Origin of the sequence: Streptomyces sp. NPDC005805 (assembly GCF_040630445.1) — a bacterium.
Lineage (GTDB): Bacteria > Actinomycetota > Actinomycetes > Streptomycetales > Streptomycetaceae > Streptomyces.
In genome coordinates this window covers 22,377-42,096 of record NZ_JBEXXN010000002.1, presented here as the reverse complement: position 1 = coordinate 42,096, position 19,720 = coordinate 22,377, and the positions used below count along the sequence as shown (strand labels likewise).

Here is a 19,720-nt window from a genome sequence, read left to right as displayed (position 1 = left end):
GAGGACGACGAGAACACCATGGACACCGACGCCCTGACCCCGGAACTGCTGCGCCGGCTGCGCGCCCCCAAGCCCTACCCTGCCGTCTCCGTGACGATGCCCACCCACCGCGACGGCCGGGACAGCGCGCAGGACGCCGTGCGCCTGCGCAATCTGCTGGCCGAGGCGGGCCGCCGGCTCGCCGGAGCCGGGAACGGCGACGGGGCCGCCCGCGCCGACCGCGCGACCCGGGACGCCGTCTCCGCCGAGCTGGCGCGCGCCGCCGAGGAACTCGACCTGCGCGGCGCCCTCGACGGACTCGCCATCCTCGCCGACGCCGAGGGCCACCAGATCTGGCGCCTGCCGCGCACCGTGCCCGAGCGGGTGGTGCTCAGCGACAGCTACCTCACCCGCAACCTCGTCTCCGCCAAGGCGCAGGCCCGGCCCTACTGGGTCCTCGCCCTCGCGGCGGACCGGGCGTCCCTGTGGTCGGGCACGGACGACGAACTGCATGAGCACACCGGAGACGGCCGGTTCCCGCTGGTCAGGGCCGAGGAGGAGGACGACCCGCAGCGCGAGGAGCGCCAGGGCGACACCCCGGGGCTCTACGCCGACGAGCGGACCCGCCAGTTCTTCCGCGAGGTGGACGCGGCCCTCGGGGCGGCCCTGGACGCGGACCCGCGCCCGCTCTTCCTGGTGGGCCTGCCGCCCGCGCTGAGCCTCCTGGCGGACTCGGGGACGGCGGCGGGCCGGGCCGAGGGGAGCGTGGGCAAGGGCGGGTTCGCCGAGGGCCCGGCGACCGCGCTGGCCGAGGAGGTGCGGCCCGCGCTCGACGCGTACCGGGCCTCGGTCGCCGAAGCGGCCGACCGCCGGCTCGACGCCGCCCGCGGCCGCCGCGCCTTCGCCGCCGGCCTGGACGAGGTCTGGGGCGCGGTCCGGGACGAGCGGGCCGGACTGGTCGTCGTCGAGGAGCACTTCCAGCGCACCGTCCGCGTCACCGACGACCACCTCCAGCCGGTCGACCCGGCCCGCGCCGACGACCCCTCGGTCCGCGAGGACATCGTCGACGAACTGGTGGAACGCGCCCTGGACGCCGGTGCGGAGGCGGTCTTCGTCCCCGATGGCTCCCTCACCGGCCACGGCGGCGTCGCGGCGGAGCTGCGGTACTGAAGCCCGCCGCCCCGGCCGTGGCAGGGTGACGCCCCGCCACGGCCGGGGCGCCTCGTGCGCGTCGGCCGCCCGGCTCAGGCGGCGGCGTCCGCCGTGACCGAGTCCAGGTGGGCCGTGAGGGCGTCGAGTTCCGCGCGGAGGGCGGCGATCCGCTCCAGGGGCAGGCCCGTGGCCGCCGCGATACCGCGCGGGACGGCGAGGGCGCGTGCGCGCAGGGCGGTGCCCGAGGGGGTGGGGCGGACCGTCACCGAGCGTTCGTCGTGCGGGCTGCGGCGGCGCTCGACGTGCCCGGCCGCCTCCAGGCGCTTCAGCAGCGGCGAGAGGGTGCCCGATTCGAGGCGCAGATGCTCGCCGATGCGCTTCACGGGCAGTTCGCCGTGCTCCCAGAGGACCAGCATCACCAGGTACTGGGGGTAGGTGAGGCCGAGGTCCTTCAGGACCGTGCGGTACACGCCGTCGAAGGCGCGGGCCGCCGCGTGCAGGGAGAAGCAGACCTGGCGGTCCAGGCGCAGGAATTCCTCGTCCGGGACGTCGGACACATCGCGCTCGCTCATGCCTCCCAGAGTACCAAGGAGTGAGCGATTAAGTTGCGCACAACTTAATCGTGTGCTTTGGTTGTACTCGACACACCGACGACACCCACGACGAGGGATGGACTCATGGACGCGCTGTACACCGCTGTCGCCACCGCCAACGGACGCGAGGGCCGCGCCGTCAGCTCCGACGGCCGCATCGACCTGCCGCTGGCCTTCCCCGCGGCGCTCGGCGGCAACGGCGAGGGCACCAACCCCGAGCAGCTCTTCGCCGCCGGTTACGCCGCCTGCTTCGCCAGCGCCCTGGGCGCGATCGGCCGCCAGGAGAAGATCGACGTCAAGGACGCCTCCGTCACCGCCGAGGTCTCCATCGGCAAGGACCCCGCCGACGGCGGCTTCGGGCTCTCCGTGATCATGCGCGTCGAGCTGCCCGACCACCTCCAGGGCGAGGCCGGCCGGGACCTGCTGGAGAAGACCCACGCGTACTGCCCGTACTCCAAGGCGACCCGGGGCAACCTGCCGGTCGAGCTCGTCATCGAGTGACACCCGCGGCATGTGGGCGGGGGCGGACCGACTCGGTCCGCCCCCGCACGCGTGTCCTCACGCGCCCGCGAGCAGGAACTCCCGCCAGCGGGCCGCGTCGAAGCCGCCCTGCGGGAAGCGCGGGTCCAGCGCCTCCAGGTGCTCCGCCAGCAGCTTGCCGACCGCCCAGTTCCGGTACCACTTGCGGTCCGCGGGCACCACGTACCAGGGCGCCGCCTCGGTGGAGCAGCGCTCCAGCGCGATCCGGTACGCCTCCTGGTACGCGGGCCACAGCGCCCGGTCCTCGATGTCGCCGGGCGCGAACTTCCAGTGCTTGTCCGGGTTGTCGAGGCGTTCCAGCAGCCGCTTGCGCTGCTCGTCCCGGCTGATGTGCAGAAAGACCTTCACCACGGTCACGCCGTCCTCGGCCAGGGACTCCTCGAAGCGGTTGATCTGCTCGTAACGCCGCTCCAGCCGTTCCCGGGGGACCAGTGCGCGCACCCGGGCTACGAGGACGTCCTCGTAGTGCGAGCGGTCGAAGATGCCGATCTCGCCGGGGCGGGGCAGGGCCTGGGTGACCCGCCACAGGAACGGGTACCCCAGCTCCTCCTCCGTCGGCGCCTTGAACGCCTTGATCCGGCAGCCGGAGGGGTTGAACATCCCCGCGACATGCTTGACCGTGCCGCCCTTGCCGCTGGTGTCCATGCCCTGGAGGACCAGCAGCAGGCGCCGGCGGTCACCCCCGGTGGCCGCCGCGTACAGGCGTTCCTGGAGGTCCCCGAGGCGGCGGCCGATCAGCGCGGTCTCCGCGAGGGCGGCCTGCTTGTCCGGCGGGCCGCCGGGCGTGGCGCGGGTGTCGTACGCGGCGAGGTCGACCGTGCTGCCCGGCTTCACCCGCAGCAGGTCCCCGACGCGGACCTGCCGATCACCTCGGTGCCGCCCCGTCTTCCCGGACCCGGAACCGGAGGCCCCGGAGTGGTCCTTCGCCCCGGACCCGGCGCCCTTCTCGCGCCGCTTCCTGCCGCCGCCCGCCATCTCGCGCCCCTCTCGGCCCGTGCCGCACCCCCGTGGCGCGGCTCCCACGATCGTCCGCCGGGCGGGCCGGGGCCGCGAGGCGGAACGTTCCCGCCCGAACCCCGGCCCCGCCCGAACCCCGGCCCCGGCCGGGCCCCGGCCCGGCAAGCGGGCCCTCCCGCGTCAGCGCCAGGGGCCGGTCACCGCGAAGGTCGTCCCGGGCCCGTAGCAGTTCACGTACATCGTCGCGTCGTCCGGCGAGAACGCGACGCCCGCGAACTCGCCCCACTCCGGCTCCTCGGGCGTGCCCGTGTTCTGCGCGTTGCGCGCCAGGGCGTACACCTCGCCGCGCTTGGTCAGGCCGTAGACGTGCTGGCCGCCGCTGCCGTCCTCGCAGACCATCAGCCCGCCGCCGGGCGCCAGGCAGATGTTGTCCGGGGACTCGCCCGGCAGCTGGACGTCCGTGTCCGGGCCGAAGACGATCACCAGGGTGAGCCGCCGCCGGTCCGGCTCGTAGCGCCACACCTGCCCGAAGTGGTCGGCCGCCGAGCCCTCGTCGGCGCGGGCGAAGCTGGAGACGAAGTAGACCGAGCGCCCGCCCCAGTAGCAGCCCTCCAGCTTCTGCGCGTGGGTGATGCCCTTGCGGCCGAAGTCCTGGTGCCGGATGGGCGTCTCGCGCGCCTGGCTGTCCGGCACCGGCACCCACTCGATCCGGTCGAAGCGCGCGCCCGTCTCCCGGATGTCGGAGAGGTCCGGCACCCCGGGCACCCGCATGGCCTGGAGTTCCCCGCCCGCGCGCAGCGAGCCCGTGCCGCCGAGCGGCTTGTGCGGCAGGAAGCGGTAGAAGAGGCCGAAGGGGTGCTCGAAGGCGTCCTCCGTCTCGTAGACGATCCCGCTCGCCGGGTCGACCGCGATCGCCTCGTGCTGGAAGCGGCCCATCGCGGTCAGCGGCACCGCCCCGGTGCGGCGCGGATCGGCGCCGTCCACCTCGAAGATGAAGCCGTGGTCCTTGGTGTAGCCGTTGGTACCTGCCTTGTCCTCGGTCTCCTCGCAGGTCAGCCAGGTACGCCAAGGGGTGGGCCCGCCCGCGCAGTTGACGGCCGTGCCCGCGATCGCGACGCGCTCGCCGAGGACGTTGTTCCGCCCGTCCAGCTCCAGCGCGGTACAGCCGCCCTTGCCCTCGGGGTCGTAGGTCAGCCCCTCCACGACCGGCACCGGGATCTTCCCGTTGTGCCGGTTCTCGTGGTTGCGGACCAGATGGACCCGGCCTCGGCGGCCCGCGAAGGCGGCCATGCCGTCGTGGTTGCCGGGCACCGGCCCCTCGCCGGAGCGCAGGGGGTCGCCCTCGCGGGAGAGGACCTTGTAGCGGAATCCCTTCGGCAGATCGAGCAGCCCGGCCGGGTCGGGGACGAGCGGGCCGTAACCGGCGTGGCCCCGGGCGGCCGCGGTGCCGGCGAAGAGTTCGGAGAACGCGCCGGTGAAGGCGATCGACGCGCCGAGCGCTCCGGTCCCGGCGAGGACGTGACGTCGTGTGGTGGCGGTCATGAGGTCTCAACTCCCTGTGGGGTGCCGCCCGCGTGCCGGAGGCGTCTGCCGCAGGCATTGGGGGGACGGACACGGGACGGACATCAGGAAACGTGACCCGCATGTGTGTAGCACGCACACGGCCGTGACGTAACCACGCGGACGGATGTGGCCGAAGGTGTCACCGGTACGGGACGCGCGCCCGTGACCCGCGGGCCCCCGCCCGCGAACGCCCGCGCGTTCCGGCCCCGAACGCCCGGCCCCCGGCCCGGAAACGCCGGTGCGGCGGCCGCTGTCCGCGACCGCCGCACCGCACTGCCGTTACCCCGCCGGGGGCGCCGCCTCAGTTCGCGAGCGAGGCGCTCAGCGTGATCGTCGTACCGGTCAGCGCCTGGCTCACCGGGCAGTTGGCCTTGGCGTCCTCGGCGGCCTTCTGGAAACCGGCCTCGTCCAGGCCCGGGACCGAGCCCTCCACGGTGAGGTGGATGCCGGTGATGCCCTCGCCCGGCTGGAAGGTGACCTCCGCCTTGGTCTCCAGACGGGTGGGCGGGGTGCCCGCGCCGGCCAGGCCGTGCGAGAGGGCCATCGAGAAGCAGCTGGAGTGGGCCGCCGCGATCAGCTCCTCCGGGCTGGTCTTGCCGTTCGCCGCCTCGGCGCGCGAGGGCCAGGAGACCGGGTACTCGCCGACGCCGGAGGAGTCCAGGGTGACGGTGCCCTTGCCCTCCAGGAGGTTGCCTTCCCAGACGGTGTGGGCCTGGCGGGTGGTAGCCATGATCTTCCCTTTCGGATGGGGTGGACGTGCCCGTGCCGTCCCCCAACCTACTGCGCGATCAAGCCCTTTGCGTCCCGCGCCAGGGCGGTGAGTCGGGAGATCGCCCGGAAGTACTTCTTGCGGTAACCGCCGTTCAGCATCTCCTCACTGAACAGCCGGTCGAACGGCAGGCCGGAGGCGAGCACCGGGACCTCGCGGTCGTAGAGCCGGTCCGCGAGGACGACCAGGCGCAGCGCCGTCGACTGGTCCGGCACCGGCCGTACGTCGGTGAGGCAGACCGCCTTCAGGTCGTCGGTCAGCGCGCCGTAGCGGCTCGGGTGGACGCGGGCCAGGTGCTCCAGCAGCCCCGGGAAGTCGTCCAGGGAGGCGCCGGGGGTCGCGTACGCGGCCCGGGTCACCTGGTCCTCGGAGGCAGGGGCGGGGGCCTCGGGCAGACCTCGGTGGCGGTAGTCCTCGCCGTCGATCCGCAGCGGCCGGAAGTGGGCGGACAGGCCCTGGATCTCGCGCAGGAAGTCGGCCGCCGCGAACCGGCCCTCGCCGAGCTTGCCGGGCAGCGTGTTGGAGGTGGCCGCGAGCGCCACGCCCGCCTCCACCAGCCGGGACAGCAGGCTGGAGACGAGGACGGTGTCACCCGGGTCGTCCAGCTCGAACTCGTCGATGCAGAGCAGCCGGTGGCCGCTGAGGGTGCGCACGGTCTCCTGGAAGCCGAGCGCGCCGACCAGGTTCGTCAGCTCGACGAAGGTGCCGAAGGCCTTGAGCGACGGGTCCGCCGGGGTGGCGTGCCAGAGGGAGGCGAGCAGGTGGGTCTTGCCGACGCCGTAGCCGCCGTCCAGGTAGACCCCGCGCGGCCCCGTCGGCGCGGCGGGCTTCCGGGCGAACCAGCGCCGCCTGCCGCCGCCCGAGGCGTGCGCCCCGCCGAGGCCGGCCGCGAAGTCGGAGAGGACCCGCACCGCCTCCGTCTGGCTGGGCTGCTTCGGGTCGGGAACGTAGGTGTCGAAGCGCACCGCGTCGAAGCGCGGCGGCGGCACCATCTCGGCCACCAGGCGGTCGGCGGGGACGCGCGGCTCGCGGGCGCAGAGCGAGAGCGGCGCGGCTTCGGTGGCGGCTTCGGTTATGGGGCTGGTCGGCACAGTATTCAACTGTAAGGGGCGTGTAAGACTGCTCGGCATGCGACGCCTGTTCCCTGTGACCGACCAGACATCCGAATCCGAGGGCCGGGGCGAGGGGGGCGGGGCGGCGGGGGAGTGGTCGTTCGACGCGCTGGCCGACGCCTACGCGTACCCGGACGCCTCCGTATACGATCCGGCCGCCTCCGGACCGGCTTCCGCTCCCGCTTCCGGACCGGCCTCCGCCTCCGGACCGGCTTCCGGGGCCGCCTTCGATCCGGCTTCCGCTTCCGCCCCGGGAGCGGCCGGGTCCGCGGCCGGGACCGGTGCCGGTGCCGCTTCCGGACCCGTGGCCCGGACCGGCGCCTGGCTGCGCGCCAACATGGTCTCCACCCTCGACGGCGCCGCCCAGCACGACGGCCGCTCCCAGCCCATCTCCTCCGCCGCCGACATGCGGGTCTTCGGCACCCTGCGCGCCCTCGCCGACGCGGTCGTGGTGGGCGCGGAGACCGTCCGGCAGGAGGGGTACCGGCCGGCCAGGGCCCGGGAGGCGTTCGCCGCGCGGCGGGCGGCGGCCGGGCAGGGGCCCGCCCCGGCCATCGCCGTGGTCACCGCCTCGCTGGACCTGGACTTCTCCCTTCCGCTTTTCACCGCGCCGCTGACCCCCACCCTCGTCCTCACCGGCGCGTCCGCCCCGGCGGACCGGGTGCGGGAGGCCGAGCGCGCGGGCGCCCGGGTGGTGGTCGCGGGCGACGGCGAGGGCGTGGACCCGGCCCGCGCCGTGCGCGCCCTCGCGGACCTCGGGCTGCGGCGGCTGCTGACCGAGGGCGGACCGCGGCTGCTCGGCCAGTTCACGGCGGCGGGGGTGCTGGACGAGCTGTGCCTGACCCTCTCGCCGACGATGACGGCGGGCGCGGCCCAGCGGATCGCGGGCGGTCCGTCCGTCGTCGATCCGGCCCGCTTCGCCCTCGTCTCGCTGCTGGAGGAATCCGGCTATCTGTTCACTCGCTACCGGCGCGTGTGACAAGGGCGCCACGGCAGGTGACAATCAGCGGAATTTACCGTTCCGCTTAGCTCCGGAGGGGCACACTTGTCTCGCTGGCCCCGCCTGACCCGCGGGGAAGGATGGTTTCCGCAGAAGGGCTCCTGAACGTGTTCACAAGCGTACTGATGATCGAGAAGCCCCTGTCATCCGAAGACGTCGACTTCCTCACCACCCTCCACGGGGAGGAGGAGGTCGCCTTCGTCCTGCTGATGCAGCCACGGGGTGACCAGGCGGACGTTCTGCTGCGCGCCATCGACGACGTGGCCCTGGGCGAGATCAAGGAAGCCGTGCGCGAGGGGGAGCAGCCCGAGGGCGACGAGGCGAAGGCCCCGGCGCACCGGGGTCTCGAACTCTCCCTGGCCGCGCTGAGGAAGGCGGGGGCCGAGGCGCGCGGCCAGGTCGTGGAGGACCATCCGCTGGACAGACTCAAGACCCTGGTGGAGGAGTCCGGCGCGGACGAGGTGATCGTCCTGACCGAGCCGCACTATGTGGAGGAGTTCTTCCACCGGGACTGGGCCTCCCGGGCCCGGCACAAGGTGGGGGTGCCCGTCCTGAAGCTCTTCGCGCACAGCGAGTAGCGGCGGCGGGGCGGGCGGGCCCTCGGCCGTGCGCCTGCCCCCGGGGCCCCGGGGTGCCCCGGGGCTGCGGGCCCGGGGTGCCGGAGCGGCCCGCCGGGGCCCATTAGGGTGGGCCCCGGCACCGCACGACCCGCCACGCACCCGCCCGTCCCGCGCACTCGCGCACCCGCACAGCCAGGAGGCCGCCACATGGCACCCGCCGTCCCCAGCGCCATGGAGCGCCCGCACTTCATCGGCATCGGCGGCGCCGGGATGTCGGGCATCGCGCGCATCCTGGCCCGGCGCGGGGCGAAGGTGGCGGGGAGCGACGCCAAGGAGTCGGCCGGCTCCGAGTCGCTGCGGGCCCTCGGCGTCACCGTGCACATCGGCCACGCGGCCGGGCACCTCGCGGACGACGCGAGCTGTGTGGTCGTCTCCAGCGCCATCCGCGCCGACAACCCCGAGCTGGCCCGCGCCGCCGAGCTGGGCGTCCCGGTGGTCCACCGCTCCGACGCGCTCGCCTCCCTGATGCACGGCCTGCGCCCGATCGCCGTCGCGGGCACCCACGGCAAGACGACCACCACCTCGATGCTGGCCGTGGCCCTCACCGAGCTGGGCCTCGACCCCTCCTACGCCATCGGCGGCGACCTGGCCGGGCCCGGCAGCAACGCCCGCCACGGCGAGGGCGAGGTCTTCGTCGCGGAGGCCGACGAAAGCGACCGCAGCTTCCAGAAGTACGACCCCGAGGTCGCGATCGTCCTCAACGTGGAGCTGGACCACCACGCCAACTACGCCTCCATGGACGAGATCTACGAGTCCTTCGAGGCGTTCGCCGCGAAGATCGTGCCCGGCGGCACCCTGGTCGTCGGCGAGCACGCCGGGGCCCGCGAGCTGGCCGCCCGGGTGTCCGCCCGGCCCGGCGGCCCGGCGGTCGTCACCGTCGGCGAGTCCGAGGACTCCGACGTGTGGATCCGCTCGATCACGCCCAAGGGCATGACCAGCGAGGTCACCGTCGTGATGGACGGCGCCGAGCACACCTTCACCGTCTCGGTGCCCGGCCGCCACTACGCCCACAACGCGGCCGCCGCCCTCGCGGCCGGCGCGCGGGTCGGCATCGACCCGGCCGCCCTGGCGCAGGCGCTCACCGCGTACACCGGGGTCGGGCGGCGGCTTCAGCTCAAGGGCGAGGCGGCCGGGGTCCAGGTCGTGGACTCCTACGCGCACCACCCCACCGAGATGACCGCCGACCTGGAGGCCATGCGCGGCGCGGCCGCCGGCTCCCGGCTGCTCGTCGTCTTCCAGCCGCACCTGTACTCCCGCACCCAGGAGCTGGCCACCGAGATGGGCGCGGCCCTCGCCCTGGCCGACGCCTCCGTCGTCCTGGACATCTACCCGGCCCGCGAGGACCCGATCCCGGGCGTCACCAGCGAGCTGATCACCGACGCGGCGCGGGCGGCGGGCGCGGACGTCACGCCCGTCCACGACAAGGCGGACGTCCCGGCCGTGGTCGCGGGAATGGCGAAGCCCGGTGATCTCGTTCTCACGATGGGCGCCGGAGACGTGACGGACCTCGGTCCGCTCGTCCTGGCCCACCTGTCGACCCGAGGGAGCGCGTGATGCCGTACGACGTCGAGAAGCCCGACGAGCAGTGGCGGGCCGAGCTGTCGCCCGCCGAGTACGCCGTGCTGCGCCAAGCGGGCACCGAGCCCGCCTTCACCGGCGAGTACACCGACACCAAGACCCCCGGCGTCTACTCCTGCCGGGCCTGCGGGGCGGAGCTGTTCCGCTCGGACACCAAGTTCTCCTCCCACTGCGGCTGGCCGTCCTTCTACGACCCCAAGGACACCGACGCCGTCGAACTGATCGAGGACCGCTCCCACGGCATGCTCCGCACCGAGGTCCGCTGCGCCCGCTGCGGCTCCCACCTGGGCCACGTCTTCGAGGGCGAGGGCTACCCGACCCCGACGGACCAGCGGTACTGCATCAACTCCGTCTCCCTGCGCCTGGAGCCGGACGCGTCCTGACCTTGTACCGGCGGGGGTGGATGTTTCCACCCCTCCGACGCACGTCGCTCGGTACGATCAAGCCTCGGGCGGGGCACCCCCACGGCCCTCCGTCGCGGCTGAGTGATCCCACGAGAAGGTGCCTGATGGTCAGTATGAATGTCCGCCCCGACATCGATGCCGCCGCCGCCAAGCTGGGCAGCGCTTTCGGATCAAAACGCGAGATCCAGAGGCTGCCCGAGGTGCTGTGGGAGGGCGAGTCCGTGCAGATGCTCGCAACAGGGACGTACGGCAACGGGAGCGGGCTCGTTGCCATGACCAGCATGCGTCTGATCTTCCTCAAGCACGGCATCCTGTCGCAGACTGTCGAAGACTTCCCCTACGGCAAGATCTCATCTGTGCAGTGGTCCGGAGGGATGCTCATGGGCACACTCACTGTCTACACATCAGGGAACCGGGCCGATATCAAGAACATGCCGAAGGACGCAGGGAAGGCCATCGCGGACCAGTTGCGCATGCATGTCGCGACTGGCGCGACCTCGGGGCCCGGTGCGGCGCCGGGCCCACCGGTAGCACCCGGTCAGGACATTGCCGGCCGCCTGGCAACTTTGGACCAGCTCCGCGCAGCGGGAGCCATCACGGATGAGGAGTACAGAGACCGCCGGGCGAAGATCCTCGACAGTCTCTGAATCTCCGATCGGGCATGCCGGGAGCGGGCCGCTTGATGTGCGGTAATACGCGTCATACGATGGTGGCATGGCCAAGACCAGGATCAGCATCAGCCTTGAGCAGCAGGAGGCCGAAGCCATTCGTCGGCATGCCGAGCGGGCCGGTATGGATGTGTCGGCCTATCTCGTGCATGCCGCGACGCGGCAGATGGCGGAGACCGAGGCCATAGAGGAGCAGTTCGCCGATGTGGATGCCCTGATCGCCGCTGCCGAAGCGGAGGCAGGAGGCGTGCCGGCGGAGCCGCCCGCGTCTGCGGAGGACCTGACGGAGCAGGAGCGACGGGAGATCGAGTCCGCCCTCGGACTCGTCTACGGGGCGGACCGGCCGGAGGCGCGGCCGGGCGAGGCGGCGTGAGCGCACGGGTCCCCGTGTACGACACGGGCATGCTCATCGCGCTGGCGGACCGCAAGGCCAAGGCCGTGCACCTACACGAAGGCCTGAAGGCGACCCCGCACCGGGCCCTGGTCCTGGGGCCGGTGCTCGCCCAGGTGTGGCGCCCGAACCCACGGTTGGTCCACGCGCTGGCAGGGGTCCTCGGGGACTGTGCCGTCCCGCAGGCCCGGGGCTCGTCCCCGTCCATGCGGGACACCAAGGCCGGCCGACCCGAGTGCATCGTGTGCGCGACTGGCCCCGACCTCACCGACTGGCGCAGGATCGGAACCGCTCTTGGCCAGGCGGCCCTCCCGCCGAAGAAGCGCCCGGACGCCGTGGATGCCTGGGTGGCTCTCGCTGCGGCCAAGCACGGAAGTGCCGTGATCTTCACCAGTGACCCGGAGGACATCTCGGCGTACCTGGCCGTCCTGAACCCCGCCGACGTCCACGTCCAGGCGGTGTGAGCCGACGCGTCCGGCGCTGGGACACCCGCGGTTGCCGGCGCACGCCGGCCCCCGCACGCGCGGAAATTCGGCTGCGTGCGCGGGCCCGGTCCGCGCAGACTGGGCGGGCCGGTGCCGGGGGCGAGTCGTCGTGGTCGGGGCGGGCGACCGAAACGACCGCTCCCGTAAGGAATTCCGCCGCGTGCAGGCTGCCGTCACCGTCACTCCCGCCCAGGTCCCCGAACTGCTGCTCGGTCTCGCGACCGTGCGGCCCGTGTTCCTGTGGGGCGCGCCCGGGATCGGGAAGTCGTCGCTGGTGCGGCGGTTCGCCGAGTCGCTGGGGCTGGAGTGCGTGAGCCTGCTCGGGACGCAGCTCGCGCCCGAGGACCTGATCGGGGTGCCGCAGATCCGGGACGGGCGGTCCGTGTTCTGCCCACCGGAGGCCATCGCGCGGGACGAGCCGTACTGCCTGTTCCTGGACGAGCTGAACGCCGCGTCCCCCGACGTCCAGAAGGCGTTCTACTCGCTGATCCTGGACCGCCGGATCGGGAACTACGAGCTGCCCGCAGGCTCCATCGTCATCGGCGCGGGCAACCGCGCCACCGACAACGCCCTCGCCCGCCCCATCGCCTCCGCCCTGGTCAACCGCCTCACCCACGTGCATCTGCGGGCGTCCGTGAGCGACTGGCTGGTGTGGGCGGGGGAGCACGGCATCCACCCCTGGGTGACGGACTACCTCACCGAGCGCCCGGACCACCTCTGGTCCCAGCCGCCCAAGACCGAGGAGCCGTTCTCCACGCCCCGCTCCTGGCACATGCTCTCCGACGCCCTGCACTCCTTCGGCCCGGACATCGACGAGCAGACCCTCAAGGTGGTCGTGCACGGCACCCTCACCCCCGCGCACGCGGTCTCCTTCTGCGGCTACGCGAAGATCGTCCGCCACACCTTCGGCATCGAGGCGATCCTCAAGGGCGACGCCTCCTGGCCCAACCGTCCGGAGGACCGGGACCTGCTCTACTACCTCGCCGACGCCTTCCGGGGCCGTCTGGTCAAGGAGCTGCCCCGGCAGAAGGAGCATGTCTCGCCGTCGATGCGGCAGACCGCCTACCGCGCCAAGTCGCTGCTGGTGCAGCTCGCGGAGATCTCGGTGGAGGTCGCCCAGACCGTCATCGCGGACGACGAGGACGGCCTCCCGGTGCTGCCCGCCTGGTTCCTGGTGGAGGCCGCCCGCGACATGCCCCGCCTGGTGGAGGCCCGCCGGTGAGCGGCGCGTACGGGCCCGGGGCCCGCCGGTGAGCGGCGCCCCGCGCGGTGCCCGGCGCGGGAAGAAGGGCGACCGGCCGGACCCCGCCGCCGAGGCGTTCACCGCCGGACTCGCCCTGGTCAGGCGGAACCCCGCCTTCGCCGCCGTCGAAGCGACCTTCTGCCGGAACAAGAAGTGCGCCCGCACCCCCGCCGGGGGCCTCGCCGCCGTCGACTCGGACGGCACCGTCCACGTCCACCCCACCAAGCGCGCCGAGCCCGCCGCCTGGGCCTGGCACCTGGCGCACTGCCTGCTCCACCTCGGCTTCGGCCACGTCCCCGCGTCCAAGGAGCGGGTGCGCGAGCAGCCCGACCGCTTCGCGCGCGCCGCCCGCTGCGCCGTCGTCAACCGCTTCCTGCTCACCTTCCCCGTCGGCAGCGCCCCCGAGCACCTGCCCGAGAGCTACCCCGGCGGCGACGAGGAGGAACTCACCGCCCGCTGGCGGCGCGACGGCATCCCCGCCGGATACGAGCACTGCGGCACCGCCGGGGAGCACCCCGATCAGGTGCTGGTCACCTGGCCCACCTGGGACGGCAGCACCCCGCCCGACTGGGAGACCGCCTTCGCCCACGCGCTCACCCGCAGCGTCTCCGAGTCCATGGACGACGCGGGCGGCCGGCGGGACCGGAAGACCGGCGAACTCCTGCCCCAGCGCCCCTGGGACCGCGCCCTCAACTGGTTCGTCTCCTCCTACCCGCTCCTCGGCGGCCTCGCCGCCGGGCTCACGGTCGTCGCGGACGCCGAACTCGCCCGCGCGCAGGGCATCGCCGTCGCCGCCGTGAGCGCCGTCGCGGGCGAGATCTACATCAACCCGCTGCGCACCTTCACCGACGAGGAGTGGCGCTTCATCCTCGCCCACGAGATGCTGCACGCCGCCCTCCGCCACGGCGAACGCCGGGGCGCACGCGACCCGTTCCTCTTCAACGTCGCCGCCGACTACGTCGTCAACGGCTGGCTGGTCGAGATGCGCGTCGGGGACATGCCGGAGGGGCTGCTCCACGACCCGGAGCTGAAGGACCTCTCGGTGGAGGAGGTCTACGACCGGATCGTCACCGATCTGCGCCGCCACCGCCGCCTGGCCACCCTGCGCGGCAAGGGCGCGGGCGACATCCTCGGGGACGCGCTGCCGCACCCCGGCTCCCGGCCCTACACCGACCTGGACGAGTTCTACCGGCGCGGCCTCACCCAGGGCTTCGAACTGCACTCCGCCGGGGAACGCGGACTGCTCCCCGCCGGGCTGGTGCAGGAGATCCGCGCCCTCGCCCACCCGCCGGTGCCGTGGGACGCGCGTCTCGCGCGCTGGTTCGACGAGTACGTGCCCCGGCCCGAGCCCGTCCGCTCCTACGCGCGCCCGGCCCGCCGCCAGGCGTCCACGCCCGACATCCCGCGCGCGGGCCGGTACTTCCCCGCCGAGGAGACCCCGCGCTGCACCTTCGGCGTCGTCCTGGACACCTCGGGCTCGATGAACGCGCAGCTCCTCGGCAAGGCGCTCGGCGCGATCGCCTCCTACGCGGAGGCCCGCGACGTGCCCGCCGCCCGGGTCGTGTTCTGCGACGCGGCCGCCTACGACGCCGGGTACCTCCCGCCGACCGAGATCGCGGGCCGGGTCCGGGTGCGCGGACGCGGCGGGACGGCCCTCCAGCCGGGCATCGACCTGCTCCAGCGCGCCCGGGACTTCCCGCCGGACGCGCCGGTGCTGGTCATCACCGACGGCTGGTGCGACGTGCTCCGCGTGCGCCGCGAACACGCCTACCTGGTGCCGCAGGGCGCGTCCCTGCCGTTCACGCCCCGCGGCCCGGTCTTCCGCCTGACGTGAGGTCAGGCCCGGCGGGCCAGGCCGACGAACGCGGTCCAGGCGGCGGGCGCGACGGCGAACTGGGGGCCGTCGGTGACCTTGGAGTCCCGGACGTGGACGGTGTCGGGGCAGGCGGCGACCTCGACGCAGGAGTCGCCGTCACCGCCGCTGTAGGTGGACTTGTGCCAGGACAGCGCGACCTCCACGCAGTCGTCGCCGGAGCCGCTGCTGTAACTGCTCTTGAACCAGGCCAGTTCGGTGGTGGTACCGCTCATGTCGCTCCTCGCATCTGCCGCAACAGGCCCAGGGATTCCTTCAGGGGAAGGGCCTGTGATCGCATCCTGGCATACCGCATCTGGAGCATGCTGACCACTTTCGGTTCGGCGATGAGGTGTCCGTTCTCCTGCCCTTCGCTGTAGGCGAGGCGCTGATGCTCCGGGGTCTCCAGGAGCCGGAGGGGGCCGTTCAGGCCCGCGTGGCTCTCACCGACCAGGGGCATGACCTGGACCTCCACGTTGCGGAGCTGTGCCACCTCGATCAGGTGGTCCAGCTGCTCACGGGTCAGCTCCAGACCGCCCAACTGCCGCAGCAGCACATGCTCCTCGATGATGAAGCTGTAGGAGGTGTTCGGACGCCCCGTCAGTAGCGCCTGACGTTCCAGTCGCTTGACCATGTTGGCGTCGATCTGGTCGTCCCCGAGGGGAGGTAACTGGTCCGTGAAGAGCCGCAGGGCGTACGCCTCGGTCTGGAGGAGTCCCGGCACCATCCGGCACTCGTACGTGTAGAGGCTCAGCGCCTTCGCCTCCAGCTCCGCCCACCGGCGGAACCAACTCGCCAGCCCCGGCTGCCGGGATAGATGCTTTGCCGCGCCCCGGATCGCCCCGAACGCGTCGAGTACGTCCTCCGCGCGCTCCACGAACGCGTCCGGCGGGAAGCGCCGGCCCTGCTCGATGGACGCGACCGTGGGCACCGAGTACCCCACCAGCGGCGCGAACTGCTCCTGTGTCAGCCCCGCCCGCTTCCTGAACGCCTGGACCACGGCCCCGAACGCCTTCAGGCTGTCCGAGGTCTCCGGCTCTCCGCTACCGCCGCTGCTCGCCGTTCCCGTCATGGACGGCCACCTCCCTTGCAGGTTCCCTGAGTTGCGCAACGCCCGCGCCCGCCTCATCGTCACGGTCGGTGACCCCTACTGTCCACCCTGCGTACCCGTACGCTGACCGAGCGTACGGGTTCCTGATCTGGGGTCCGACGTGCGCGGACGCCAGGGTGGAGGCATGCATTCACCCGTAGCCCCGCAACAGCCGGGCACCGTACGTGTGTTCACCCAGCGTTTCAGCTCGACCCCGCTCGGGGCCCGCCTCGCCCGCCGGCTTGCGGTCCACCAGCTCGACGCCTGGGACGCCGCCGCGTTCGGCTCCGACCTCTCCGCCACCGCCGCCGTGGTCGTCGCGGAACTGGCCGCGAACGCGGCCACCCACGGCCGCGTGCCCGGGCGCGACTTCGAACTGCGGCTCACCCTCAGCCCGGACGTGCTGCGCATCGAGGTCTCCGACACGCGCGGGGAGCGCCGCCCGCCCGGCCCGGACGCCCTGACCGCACCGGCGGCCCTGGACGGCGGCGGGCGCGGGCTGCTGCTCGTCGCCTCCCTGGCGGACCGCTGGGAGGTGCTCGACCGGGTGCCCGTGGGCAAGACCGTCCGCGCGGAGATCGACCTCACCCCGTCCCCGGCGGCGCCCGGGTCAGGCCGGGCCGGGTCGGCTCAGAGGACACCTCCGGCCTCGTCGTGCAGGACCTCCGGCCAGTACCGGTAGTCGTCCGGTCCCTCGGCGGGGCGGCAGGCCACCGGGTCGACCGAGGCCAGCACCTCGATCATCGTGTCGGCGAGCTGGTGGTAGAAGTCCTGGGTGAAGTCGTGCCCCTTGTCGAGGACCTGCTCCCGCTGGTGGAGCCAGAGGGTGAAGGCGAGCGTGGACACGTCCGCGTTGACCGGGACCACGTGGTCCGCGCCCAGCTCGGTGTGGAACAGGGCCCCGGTGCGGCCGTCGAGAAGGACGTCGAAGTCGTGGACCAGGCCGCCGAGCACGATCAGGTGCTCCGCGTCCGGCGGCAACTGCTCGGTGCCGTCCCAGAGATGGGCGTGCGAGGGGCGGGCCCGCGAGTCCGCCCAGTCCTCCGGGAGCGTGCACAGCGGCTCCTTGTCGGGGCCGTAGAACATGAAGCCGTCGCGCGGGAGGCCCACCTCGGTGAGGAAGCGGCGGGTCGGCGCGTGGGTCAGGGCCGGGGCAGCTCGGCGTCGGTGAGCCGCACCATGCCGTCCGCGCCGAAGACGCCGTCCAGCAGCCCGTCCGGCAGGTCCAGGGCCAGCCCCGCGCCCGGACCGGCGATCAGGCCGAGCGGGCGCATCACGGCCGCTATCCGCCAGAACGCCGGTATCGGGTGCTCCCAGCCGGACCGGGGGCCGGCCGGACCCCAGCCGTCCTCACCCCACTCGACGGAGCCCGCAGACCCACCGGACCCGGCGGATCCGGCGGCGGAGCCGGTGAAGACCGCCGTCAGCAGCTCCTCCGCCTCCCGGACCGCCGCCGGGCCCGTGCGCCCCGCCAGGGCGGCGAACGGGCCCCGCAGGCCCCGGAAATCGTCCACCGCGCCGAGGAAGTGGGTCAGCGCGTCGACCGAGGGGGCCAGCGGGAACAACTCCGCGCCGCCCGGGGACTTCTCGTACAGCCACATGCTGAACACCCGGCCGGTGGCACCGTCGAGGACGACCTCCTCGCCCTCCTCGTCCCCCTCGACGATCAGACGGCCGATCAGCAGCAGCCCGGCGAGGGCGGGATCGAGTTCGGCCGGATCGCCGCCGAGGGCCACCAGGTGGTCGGTGACCGTGGCCAGGGACGGCCCGGTGAGCGGGCGGAAGTTCACCAGGCCGTGGCCGTCCAGCCGTGCGCCCGGGGCGAGGGCGCGGTGGGTCGGCTCATGGGTGATCGACGGATGCGGTGCCTGCTGCGCGGGCACGACGATGCTGGTCGCGGACATGATTTCCCCCGTGGTGGTGCCGGTGTCGCGCCGACGTTCGAGCGACTTCACCAACCGTACGGGCCACCACTGACAGTGACCCCGGCCGGTCGCCCGGCCCGTTCGCCGGGCCCGGTCCGTGCGCCCGCCACCGCGCACCCCCTAGGGTCGGAGGCATGGGCACGGACCGCACCGCGTACACCGCCCGGCACGCGAACCGGAGGCGCTTTCTCGGCGCCGCCTCGGGCGCCCTCGCGGGCGTCGGGCTCACGGCGTGCGGTGGAGGCGAGGGCGACGGCGGAAGCGGTTCCGGGGAGCGGTCGCGTGCCACGCCGAGTACCCCGGCCCCCGCCGAGGACGACGGCCCGCGACCCCTCTACCTCGGCGCGTACACCTCGGTCGCGGGTGGCGGCGACGGCATCGGCCTCGCCGCGTACGAGGCGGCGGACGGCCGGATCACCGGGGGCCGCACGGTCGAGGGCGTCCCGGACCCCTCCTACCTCGCCGTCCACCCCGACGGCCGCACCCTCTACGCGGCGAACGAGCGCGAGGAGGGCGCGGTGACCGCCGTGCGCCTCGGCGACGGGGAAGCACCGCCCCGCGTCCTCGGCACCCGGCCGACCGGCGGGTCCGGCACCTGCCATCTCTCCGTGCATCCGTCCGGCCGCTGGCTGCTGAGCGCCGACTACGGCTCGGGCAGCGTCGCCGTGCATCCCGTCGCGGCGGACGGGGCCCTCGGCGCGGCCACCGACCGTGTGGTGCACGGCAGTCCGCGCCCCGGGCCGGGCCAGGACGGGCCGCACGCCCACCAGATCCTCACGGCCCCCGGCGGGCACGTCCTCGCCGTGGACCTCGGCACCGACACCGTCTACACCTACCGGCTGGACACCCGCGCGGGCACCCTCGCCGAGACCGCCCGCACCACCGTGCGGGCCGGTGCCGGACCCCGGCATCTGACCTTCCACCCGTCCGGGCGGTACGCGTACCTCGCCAATGAACTCGACGACACCGTCCAGGTCTGCGCCTACGACCCCCGCACCGGCCGCCTCCGTCCCGCCCGCCCCCAGCCGACCGGCGGCAGCGGCCCGGGCACCGCGTACCCGGCCAACCTCGCGGTGACCCCGGACGGCCGGTACGCGTACCTCGCCAACCGGGGGCCCGACACGCTCGTCCGGTACGCCGTGGAGGCGGGCGGAGCGCGGCTGCGGCTGGTGGACAGCGTGCCGGCCGGGGGCGCGTTCCCCCGTCAGATCGCGCTCTCGCCGTCGGGGCGGCTGCTCTTCGCGGCGAACCAGCGCTCCGGGACGGTGAGCGTCCACCGCGTGGACGCGAAGTCGGGCGAACTGCGCCCCGCCGGGCGGCCGTTCACCGCGCCGGGGGCGTCCTGCGCCCTGCCCCGCTGACCGGGTCCCCGCGCTACCCGCGCGGCTCCAGCAGGTCCCACCGGTTGCCGTACAGGTCCTCGAAGACCGCCACCGAGCCGTACTCCTCGTGGCGGGGCTCCTCCAGGAAGCGGACGCCCGCCCCGGTCATCCGGGCGTGGTCGCGTGCGAAGTCGTCCGTGTGCAGGAAGAAGCCGACCCGGCCGCCGGTCTGCGCGCCAACGGCCCGGCGCTGGTCGTCGCCGGAGGCGCGGGCGAGGAGGAGGCCGGTGCCCCGCGGGGCGCCGGGCGGGCGGACCACGACCCAGCGTGAGCCGTCGCCGCGGTCGGTGTCCTCGACCAGCTCGAAGCCGAGGGCGCGGGTGTAGAAGGCGAGGGCGTCGTCGTAGTCGTCGACGACCAGGGTGACGAGGGCGATGGAGGGCATACGGGCACGTTATACGTATCACTCGGATGCGA

General features: G+C 73.6%; 23 protein-coding genes. 13 read left to right on the top strand and 10 right to left on the bottom strand.

The window, feature by feature from the left end:
* Positions 1-18: 18 nt before the first annotated feature.
* The gene (locus ABZ457_RS01875; RefSeq protein ID WP_359153087.1) at positions 19-1,149 is read left to right on the top strand and encodes a chemotaxis protein; all 1,131 of its coding nucleotides are present in this window, start codon (positions 19-21) and stop codon (positions 1,147-1,149) included.
* A 74-nt stretch (positions 1,150-1,223) separates the two neighbouring features.
* Here ABZ457_RS01875 and ABZ457_RS01870 read toward each other — a convergent pair whose 3' ends face one another.
* The gene (locus ABZ457_RS01870; protein WP_359152786.1) at positions 1,224-1,703 is read right to left on the bottom strand and encodes a MarR family transcriptional regulator; all 480 of its coding nucleotides are present in this window, start codon (positions 1,701-1,703) and stop codon (positions 1,224-1,226) included.
* Positions 1,704-1,808: 105 nt separating this feature from the next.
* Between ABZ457_RS01870 and ABZ457_RS01865 the strand changes: the two genes are divergently transcribed.
* The gene (locus tag ABZ457_RS01865) at positions 1,809-2,225 is read left to right on the top strand and encodes an organic hydroperoxide resistance protein (protein ID WP_359152784.1); all 417 of its coding nucleotides are present in this window, start codon (positions 1,809-1,811) and stop codon (positions 2,223-2,225) included.
* Between the two features lie 57 nt (positions 2,226-2,282).
* Here ABZ457_RS01865 and ABZ457_RS01860 read toward each other — a convergent pair whose 3' ends face one another.
* The 4 genes from ABZ457_RS01860 to zapE all read right to left on the bottom strand — a co-directional run bounded on the left by ABZ457_RS01860 (position 2,283) and on the right by zapE (position 6,644).
* Positions 2,283-3,239 (bottom strand): PPK2 family polyphosphate kinase, encoded by a 957-nt coding sequence (locus tag ABZ457_RS01860; RefSeq protein ID WP_359152782.1) that lies wholly within the window; start codon positions 3,237-3,239, stop codon positions 2,283-2,285.
* Positions 3,240-3,401: 162 nt separating this feature from the next.
* Entirely contained in the window at positions 3,402-4,763 is a 1,362-nt protein-coding gene (locus ABZ457_RS01855; RefSeq protein WP_359152780.1) for an alkaline phosphatase PhoX, read from the bottom strand.
* Between the two features lie 322 nt (positions 4,764-5,085).
* Entirely contained in the window at positions 5,086-5,514 is a 429-nt protein-coding gene (locus ABZ457_RS01850) for an OsmC family protein (protein WP_359152778.1), read from the bottom strand.
* Between the two features lie 47 nt (positions 5,515-5,561).
* Positions 5,562-6,644 carry a cell division protein ZapE gene (gene zapE, locus ABZ457_RS01845; protein ID WP_359152776.1) on the bottom strand — a complete coding sequence of 361 codons (1,083 nt, stop codon included), beginning with the start codon at positions 6,642-6,644 and terminating at the stop codon, positions 5,562-5,564.
* 37 nt (positions 6,645-6,681) lie between these two features.
* Between zapE and ABZ457_RS01840 the strand changes: the two genes are divergently transcribed.
* The 9 genes from ABZ457_RS01840 to ABZ457_RS01800 all read left to right on the top strand — a co-directional run bounded on the left by ABZ457_RS01840 (position 6,682) and on the right by ABZ457_RS01800 (position 14,888).
* Positions 6,682-7,644 (top strand): pyrimidine reductase family protein, encoded by a 963-nt coding sequence (locus ABZ457_RS01840; protein ID WP_359152774.1) that lies wholly within the window; start codon positions 6,682-6,684, stop codon positions 7,642-7,644.
* A 146-nt stretch (positions 7,645-7,790) separates the two neighbouring features.
* A complete protein-coding gene (locus ABZ457_RS01835) occupies positions 7,791-8,243 on the top strand; it encodes an indole-3-glycerol phosphate synthase (protein ID WP_359152772.1) in 453 nt (150 codons plus the stop codon).
* A 189-nt stretch (positions 8,244-8,432) separates the two neighbouring features.
* Positions 8,433-9,839 carry a UDP-N-acetylmuramate--L-alanine ligase gene (murC, locus tag ABZ457_RS01830; protein ID WP_359152770.1) on the top strand — a complete coding sequence of 469 codons (1,407 nt, stop codon included), beginning with the start codon at positions 8,433-8,435 and terminating at the stop codon, positions 9,837-9,839.
* On the top strand, positions 9,839-10,246 hold the full coding sequence (msrB, locus tag ABZ457_RS01825) for a peptide-methionine (R)-S-oxide reductase MsrB (protein ID WP_359152768.1): 408 nt from the start codon (positions 9,839-9,841) through the stop codon (positions 10,244-10,246). Before murC ends, msrB begins: the two co-directional genes overlap by 1 nt.
* Positions 10,247-10,371: 125 nt before the next feature.
* Positions 10,372-10,914 (top strand): PH domain-containing protein, encoded by a 543-nt coding sequence (locus ABZ457_RS01820; protein WP_359152766.1) that lies wholly within the window; start codon positions 10,372-10,374, stop codon positions 10,912-10,914.
* A 67-nt stretch (positions 10,915-10,981) separates the two neighbouring features.
* Positions 10,982-11,308 (top strand): hypothetical protein, encoded by a 327-nt coding sequence (locus ABZ457_RS01815; protein WP_359152764.1) that lies wholly within the window; start codon positions 10,982-10,984, stop codon positions 11,306-11,308.
* Positions 11,305-11,790 carry a hypothetical protein gene (locus ABZ457_RS01810; RefSeq protein WP_359152762.1) on the top strand — a complete coding sequence of 162 codons (486 nt, stop codon included), beginning with the start codon at positions 11,305-11,307 and terminating at the stop codon, positions 11,788-11,790. The genes ABZ457_RS01815 and ABZ457_RS01810 overlap by 4 nt, the downstream gene beginning before the upstream one ends.
* A 181-nt stretch (positions 11,791-11,971) precedes the next feature.
* Positions 11,972-13,033 (top strand): MoxR family ATPase, encoded by a 1,062-nt coding sequence (locus tag ABZ457_RS01805; protein WP_359152760.1) that lies wholly within the window; start codon positions 11,972-11,974, stop codon positions 13,031-13,033.
* A gap of 28 nt (positions 13,034-13,061) precedes the next feature.
* Positions 13,062-14,888, top strand: a complete 1,827-nt coding sequence (locus ABZ457_RS01800) for a hypothetical protein (protein ID WP_359152758.1) — start codon at positions 13,062-13,064, stop codon at positions 14,886-14,888.
* 2 nt (positions 14,889-14,890) lie between these two features.
* On the opposite strand, the gene ABZ457_RS01795 is transcribed toward ABZ457_RS01800, so the two are convergent.
* A complete protein-coding gene (locus tag ABZ457_RS01795) occupies positions 14,891-15,142 on the bottom strand; it encodes a DUF397 domain-containing protein (protein WP_359152756.1) in 252 nt (83 codons plus the stop codon).
* Positions 15,139-15,978: a helix-turn-helix transcriptional regulator gene (locus ABZ457_RS01790; protein ID WP_359152754.1), complete on the bottom strand. Its 840-nt coding sequence runs from the start codon at positions 15,976-15,978 to the stop codon at positions 15,139-15,141. Before ABZ457_RS01790 ends, ABZ457_RS01795 begins: the two co-directional genes overlap by 4 nt.
* Before the next feature lie 163 nt (positions 15,979-16,141).
* Here ABZ457_RS01790 and ABZ457_RS01785 point away from each other — a divergent pair, with 163 nt between their 5' ends.
* Positions 16,142-16,678, top strand: a complete 537-nt coding sequence (locus ABZ457_RS01785; RefSeq protein ID WP_359152752.1) for an ATP-binding protein — start codon at positions 16,142-16,144, stop codon at positions 16,676-16,678.
* Here the strand turns inward: ABZ457_RS01785 and ABZ457_RS01780 are convergent.
* Both ABZ457_RS01780 and ABZ457_RS01775 read right to left on the bottom strand, forming a co-directional pair.
* Positions 16,627-17,106 carry an SUKH-4 family immunity protein gene (locus ABZ457_RS01780; RefSeq protein WP_359152750.1) on the bottom strand — a complete coding sequence of 160 codons (480 nt, stop codon included), beginning with the start codon at positions 17,104-17,106 and terminating at the stop codon, positions 16,627-16,629. The genes ABZ457_RS01785 and ABZ457_RS01780 overlap by 52 nt on opposite strands.
* A 32-nt stretch (positions 17,107-17,138) precedes the next feature.
* On the bottom strand, positions 17,139-17,900 hold the full coding sequence (locus ABZ457_RS01775; protein ID WP_359152748.1) for a hypothetical protein: 762 nt from the start codon (positions 17,898-17,900) through the stop codon (positions 17,139-17,141).
* Between the two features lie 155 nt (positions 17,901-18,055).
* Here ABZ457_RS01775 and ABZ457_RS01770 point away from each other — a divergent pair, with 155 nt between their 5' ends.
* Positions 18,056-19,282: a lactonase family protein gene (locus tag ABZ457_RS01770; protein ID WP_359152746.1), complete on the top strand. Its 1,227-nt coding sequence runs from the start codon at positions 18,056-18,058 to the stop codon at positions 19,280-19,282.
* A 13-nt stretch (positions 19,283-19,295) separates the two neighbouring features.
* Here the strand turns inward: ABZ457_RS01770 and ABZ457_RS01765 are convergent, their stop codons facing one another.
* The gene (locus ABZ457_RS01765; protein WP_359152744.1) at positions 19,296-19,688 is read right to left on the bottom strand and encodes a VOC family protein; all 393 of its coding nucleotides are present in this window, start codon (positions 19,686-19,688) and stop codon (positions 19,296-19,298) included.
* Between the last annotated feature and the right edge of the window lie 32 nt (positions 19,689-19,720).

What these genes read in the sequence shown, in the direction of transcription:
- ABZ457_RS01815 (WP_359152764.1), top strand. Translation starts at nt 10,982, where the DNA reads ATGGCCAAGACCAGGATCAGCATCAGCCTTGAGCAGCAGGAGGCCGAA.
- murC (WP_359152770.1), top strand. Translation starts at nt 8,433, where the DNA reads ATGGCACCCGCCGTCCCCAGCGCCATGGAGCGCCCGCACTTCATCGGC.
- ABZ457_RS01870 (WP_359152786.1), bottom strand. Translation starts at nt 1,703, where the DNA reads ATGAGCGAGCGCGATGTGTCCGACGTCCCGGACGAGGAATTCCTGCGC.
- ABZ457_RS01765 (WP_359152744.1), bottom strand. Translation starts at nt 19,688, where the DNA reads ATGCCCTCCATCGCCCTCGTCACCCTGGTCGTCGACGACTACGACGAC.
- msrB (WP_359152768.1), top strand. Translation starts at nt 9,839, where the DNA reads ATGCCGTACGACGTCGAGAAGCCCGACGAGCAGTGGCGGGCCGAGCTG.
- ABZ457_RS01840 (WP_359152774.1), top strand. Translation starts at nt 6,682, where the DNA reads ATGCGACGCCTGTTCCCTGTGACCGACCAGACATCCGAATCCGAGGGC.
- ABZ457_RS01855 (WP_359152780.1), bottom strand. Translation starts at nt 4,763, where the DNA reads ATGACCGCCACCACACGACGTCACGTCCTCGCCGGGACCGGAGCGCTC.
- ABZ457_RS01850 (WP_359152778.1), bottom strand. Translation starts at nt 5,514, where the DNA reads ATGGCTACCACCCGCCAGGCCCACACCGTCTGGGAAGGCAACCTCCTG.
- ABZ457_RS01860 (WP_359152782.1), bottom strand. Translation starts at nt 3,239, where the DNA reads ATGGCGGGCGGCGGCAGGAAGCGGCGCGAGAAGGGCGCCGGGTCCGGG.
- ABZ457_RS01790 (WP_359152754.1), bottom strand. Translation starts at nt 15,978, where the DNA reads ATGACGGGAACGGCGAGCAGCGGCGGTAGCGGAGAGCCGGAGACCTCG.
- ABZ457_RS01795 (WP_359152756.1), bottom strand. Translation starts at nt 15,142, where the DNA reads ATGAGCGGTACCACCACCGAACTGGCCTGGTTCAAGAGCAGTTACAGC.
- ABZ457_RS01865 (WP_359152784.1), top strand. Translation starts at nt 1,809, where the DNA reads ATGGACGCGCTGTACACCGCTGTCGCCACCGCCAACGGACGCGAGGGC.
- ABZ457_RS01775 (WP_359152748.1), bottom strand. Translation starts at nt 17,900, where the DNA reads ATGTCCGCGACCAGCATCGTCGTGCCCGCGCAGCAGGCACCGCATCCG.
- ABZ457_RS01785 (WP_359152752.1), top strand. Translation starts at nt 16,142, where the DNA reads ATGCATTCACCCGTAGCCCCGCAACAGCCGGGCACCGTACGTGTGTTC.
- ABZ457_RS01820 (WP_359152766.1), top strand. Translation starts at nt 10,372, where the DNA reads ATGGTCAGTATGAATGTCCGCCCCGACATCGATGCCGCCGCCGCCAAG.
- ABZ457_RS01770 (WP_359152746.1), top strand. Translation starts at nt 18,056, where the DNA reads ATGGGCACGGACCGCACCGCGTACACCGCCCGGCACGCGAACCGGAGG.
- ABZ457_RS01875 (WP_359153087.1), top strand. Translation starts at nt 19, where the DNA reads ATGGACACCGACGCCCTGACCCCGGAACTGCTGCGCCGGCTGCGCGCC.
- ABZ457_RS01835 (WP_359152772.1), top strand. Translation starts at nt 7,791, where the DNA reads ATGATCGAGAAGCCCCTGTCATCCGAAGACGTCGACTTCCTCACCACC.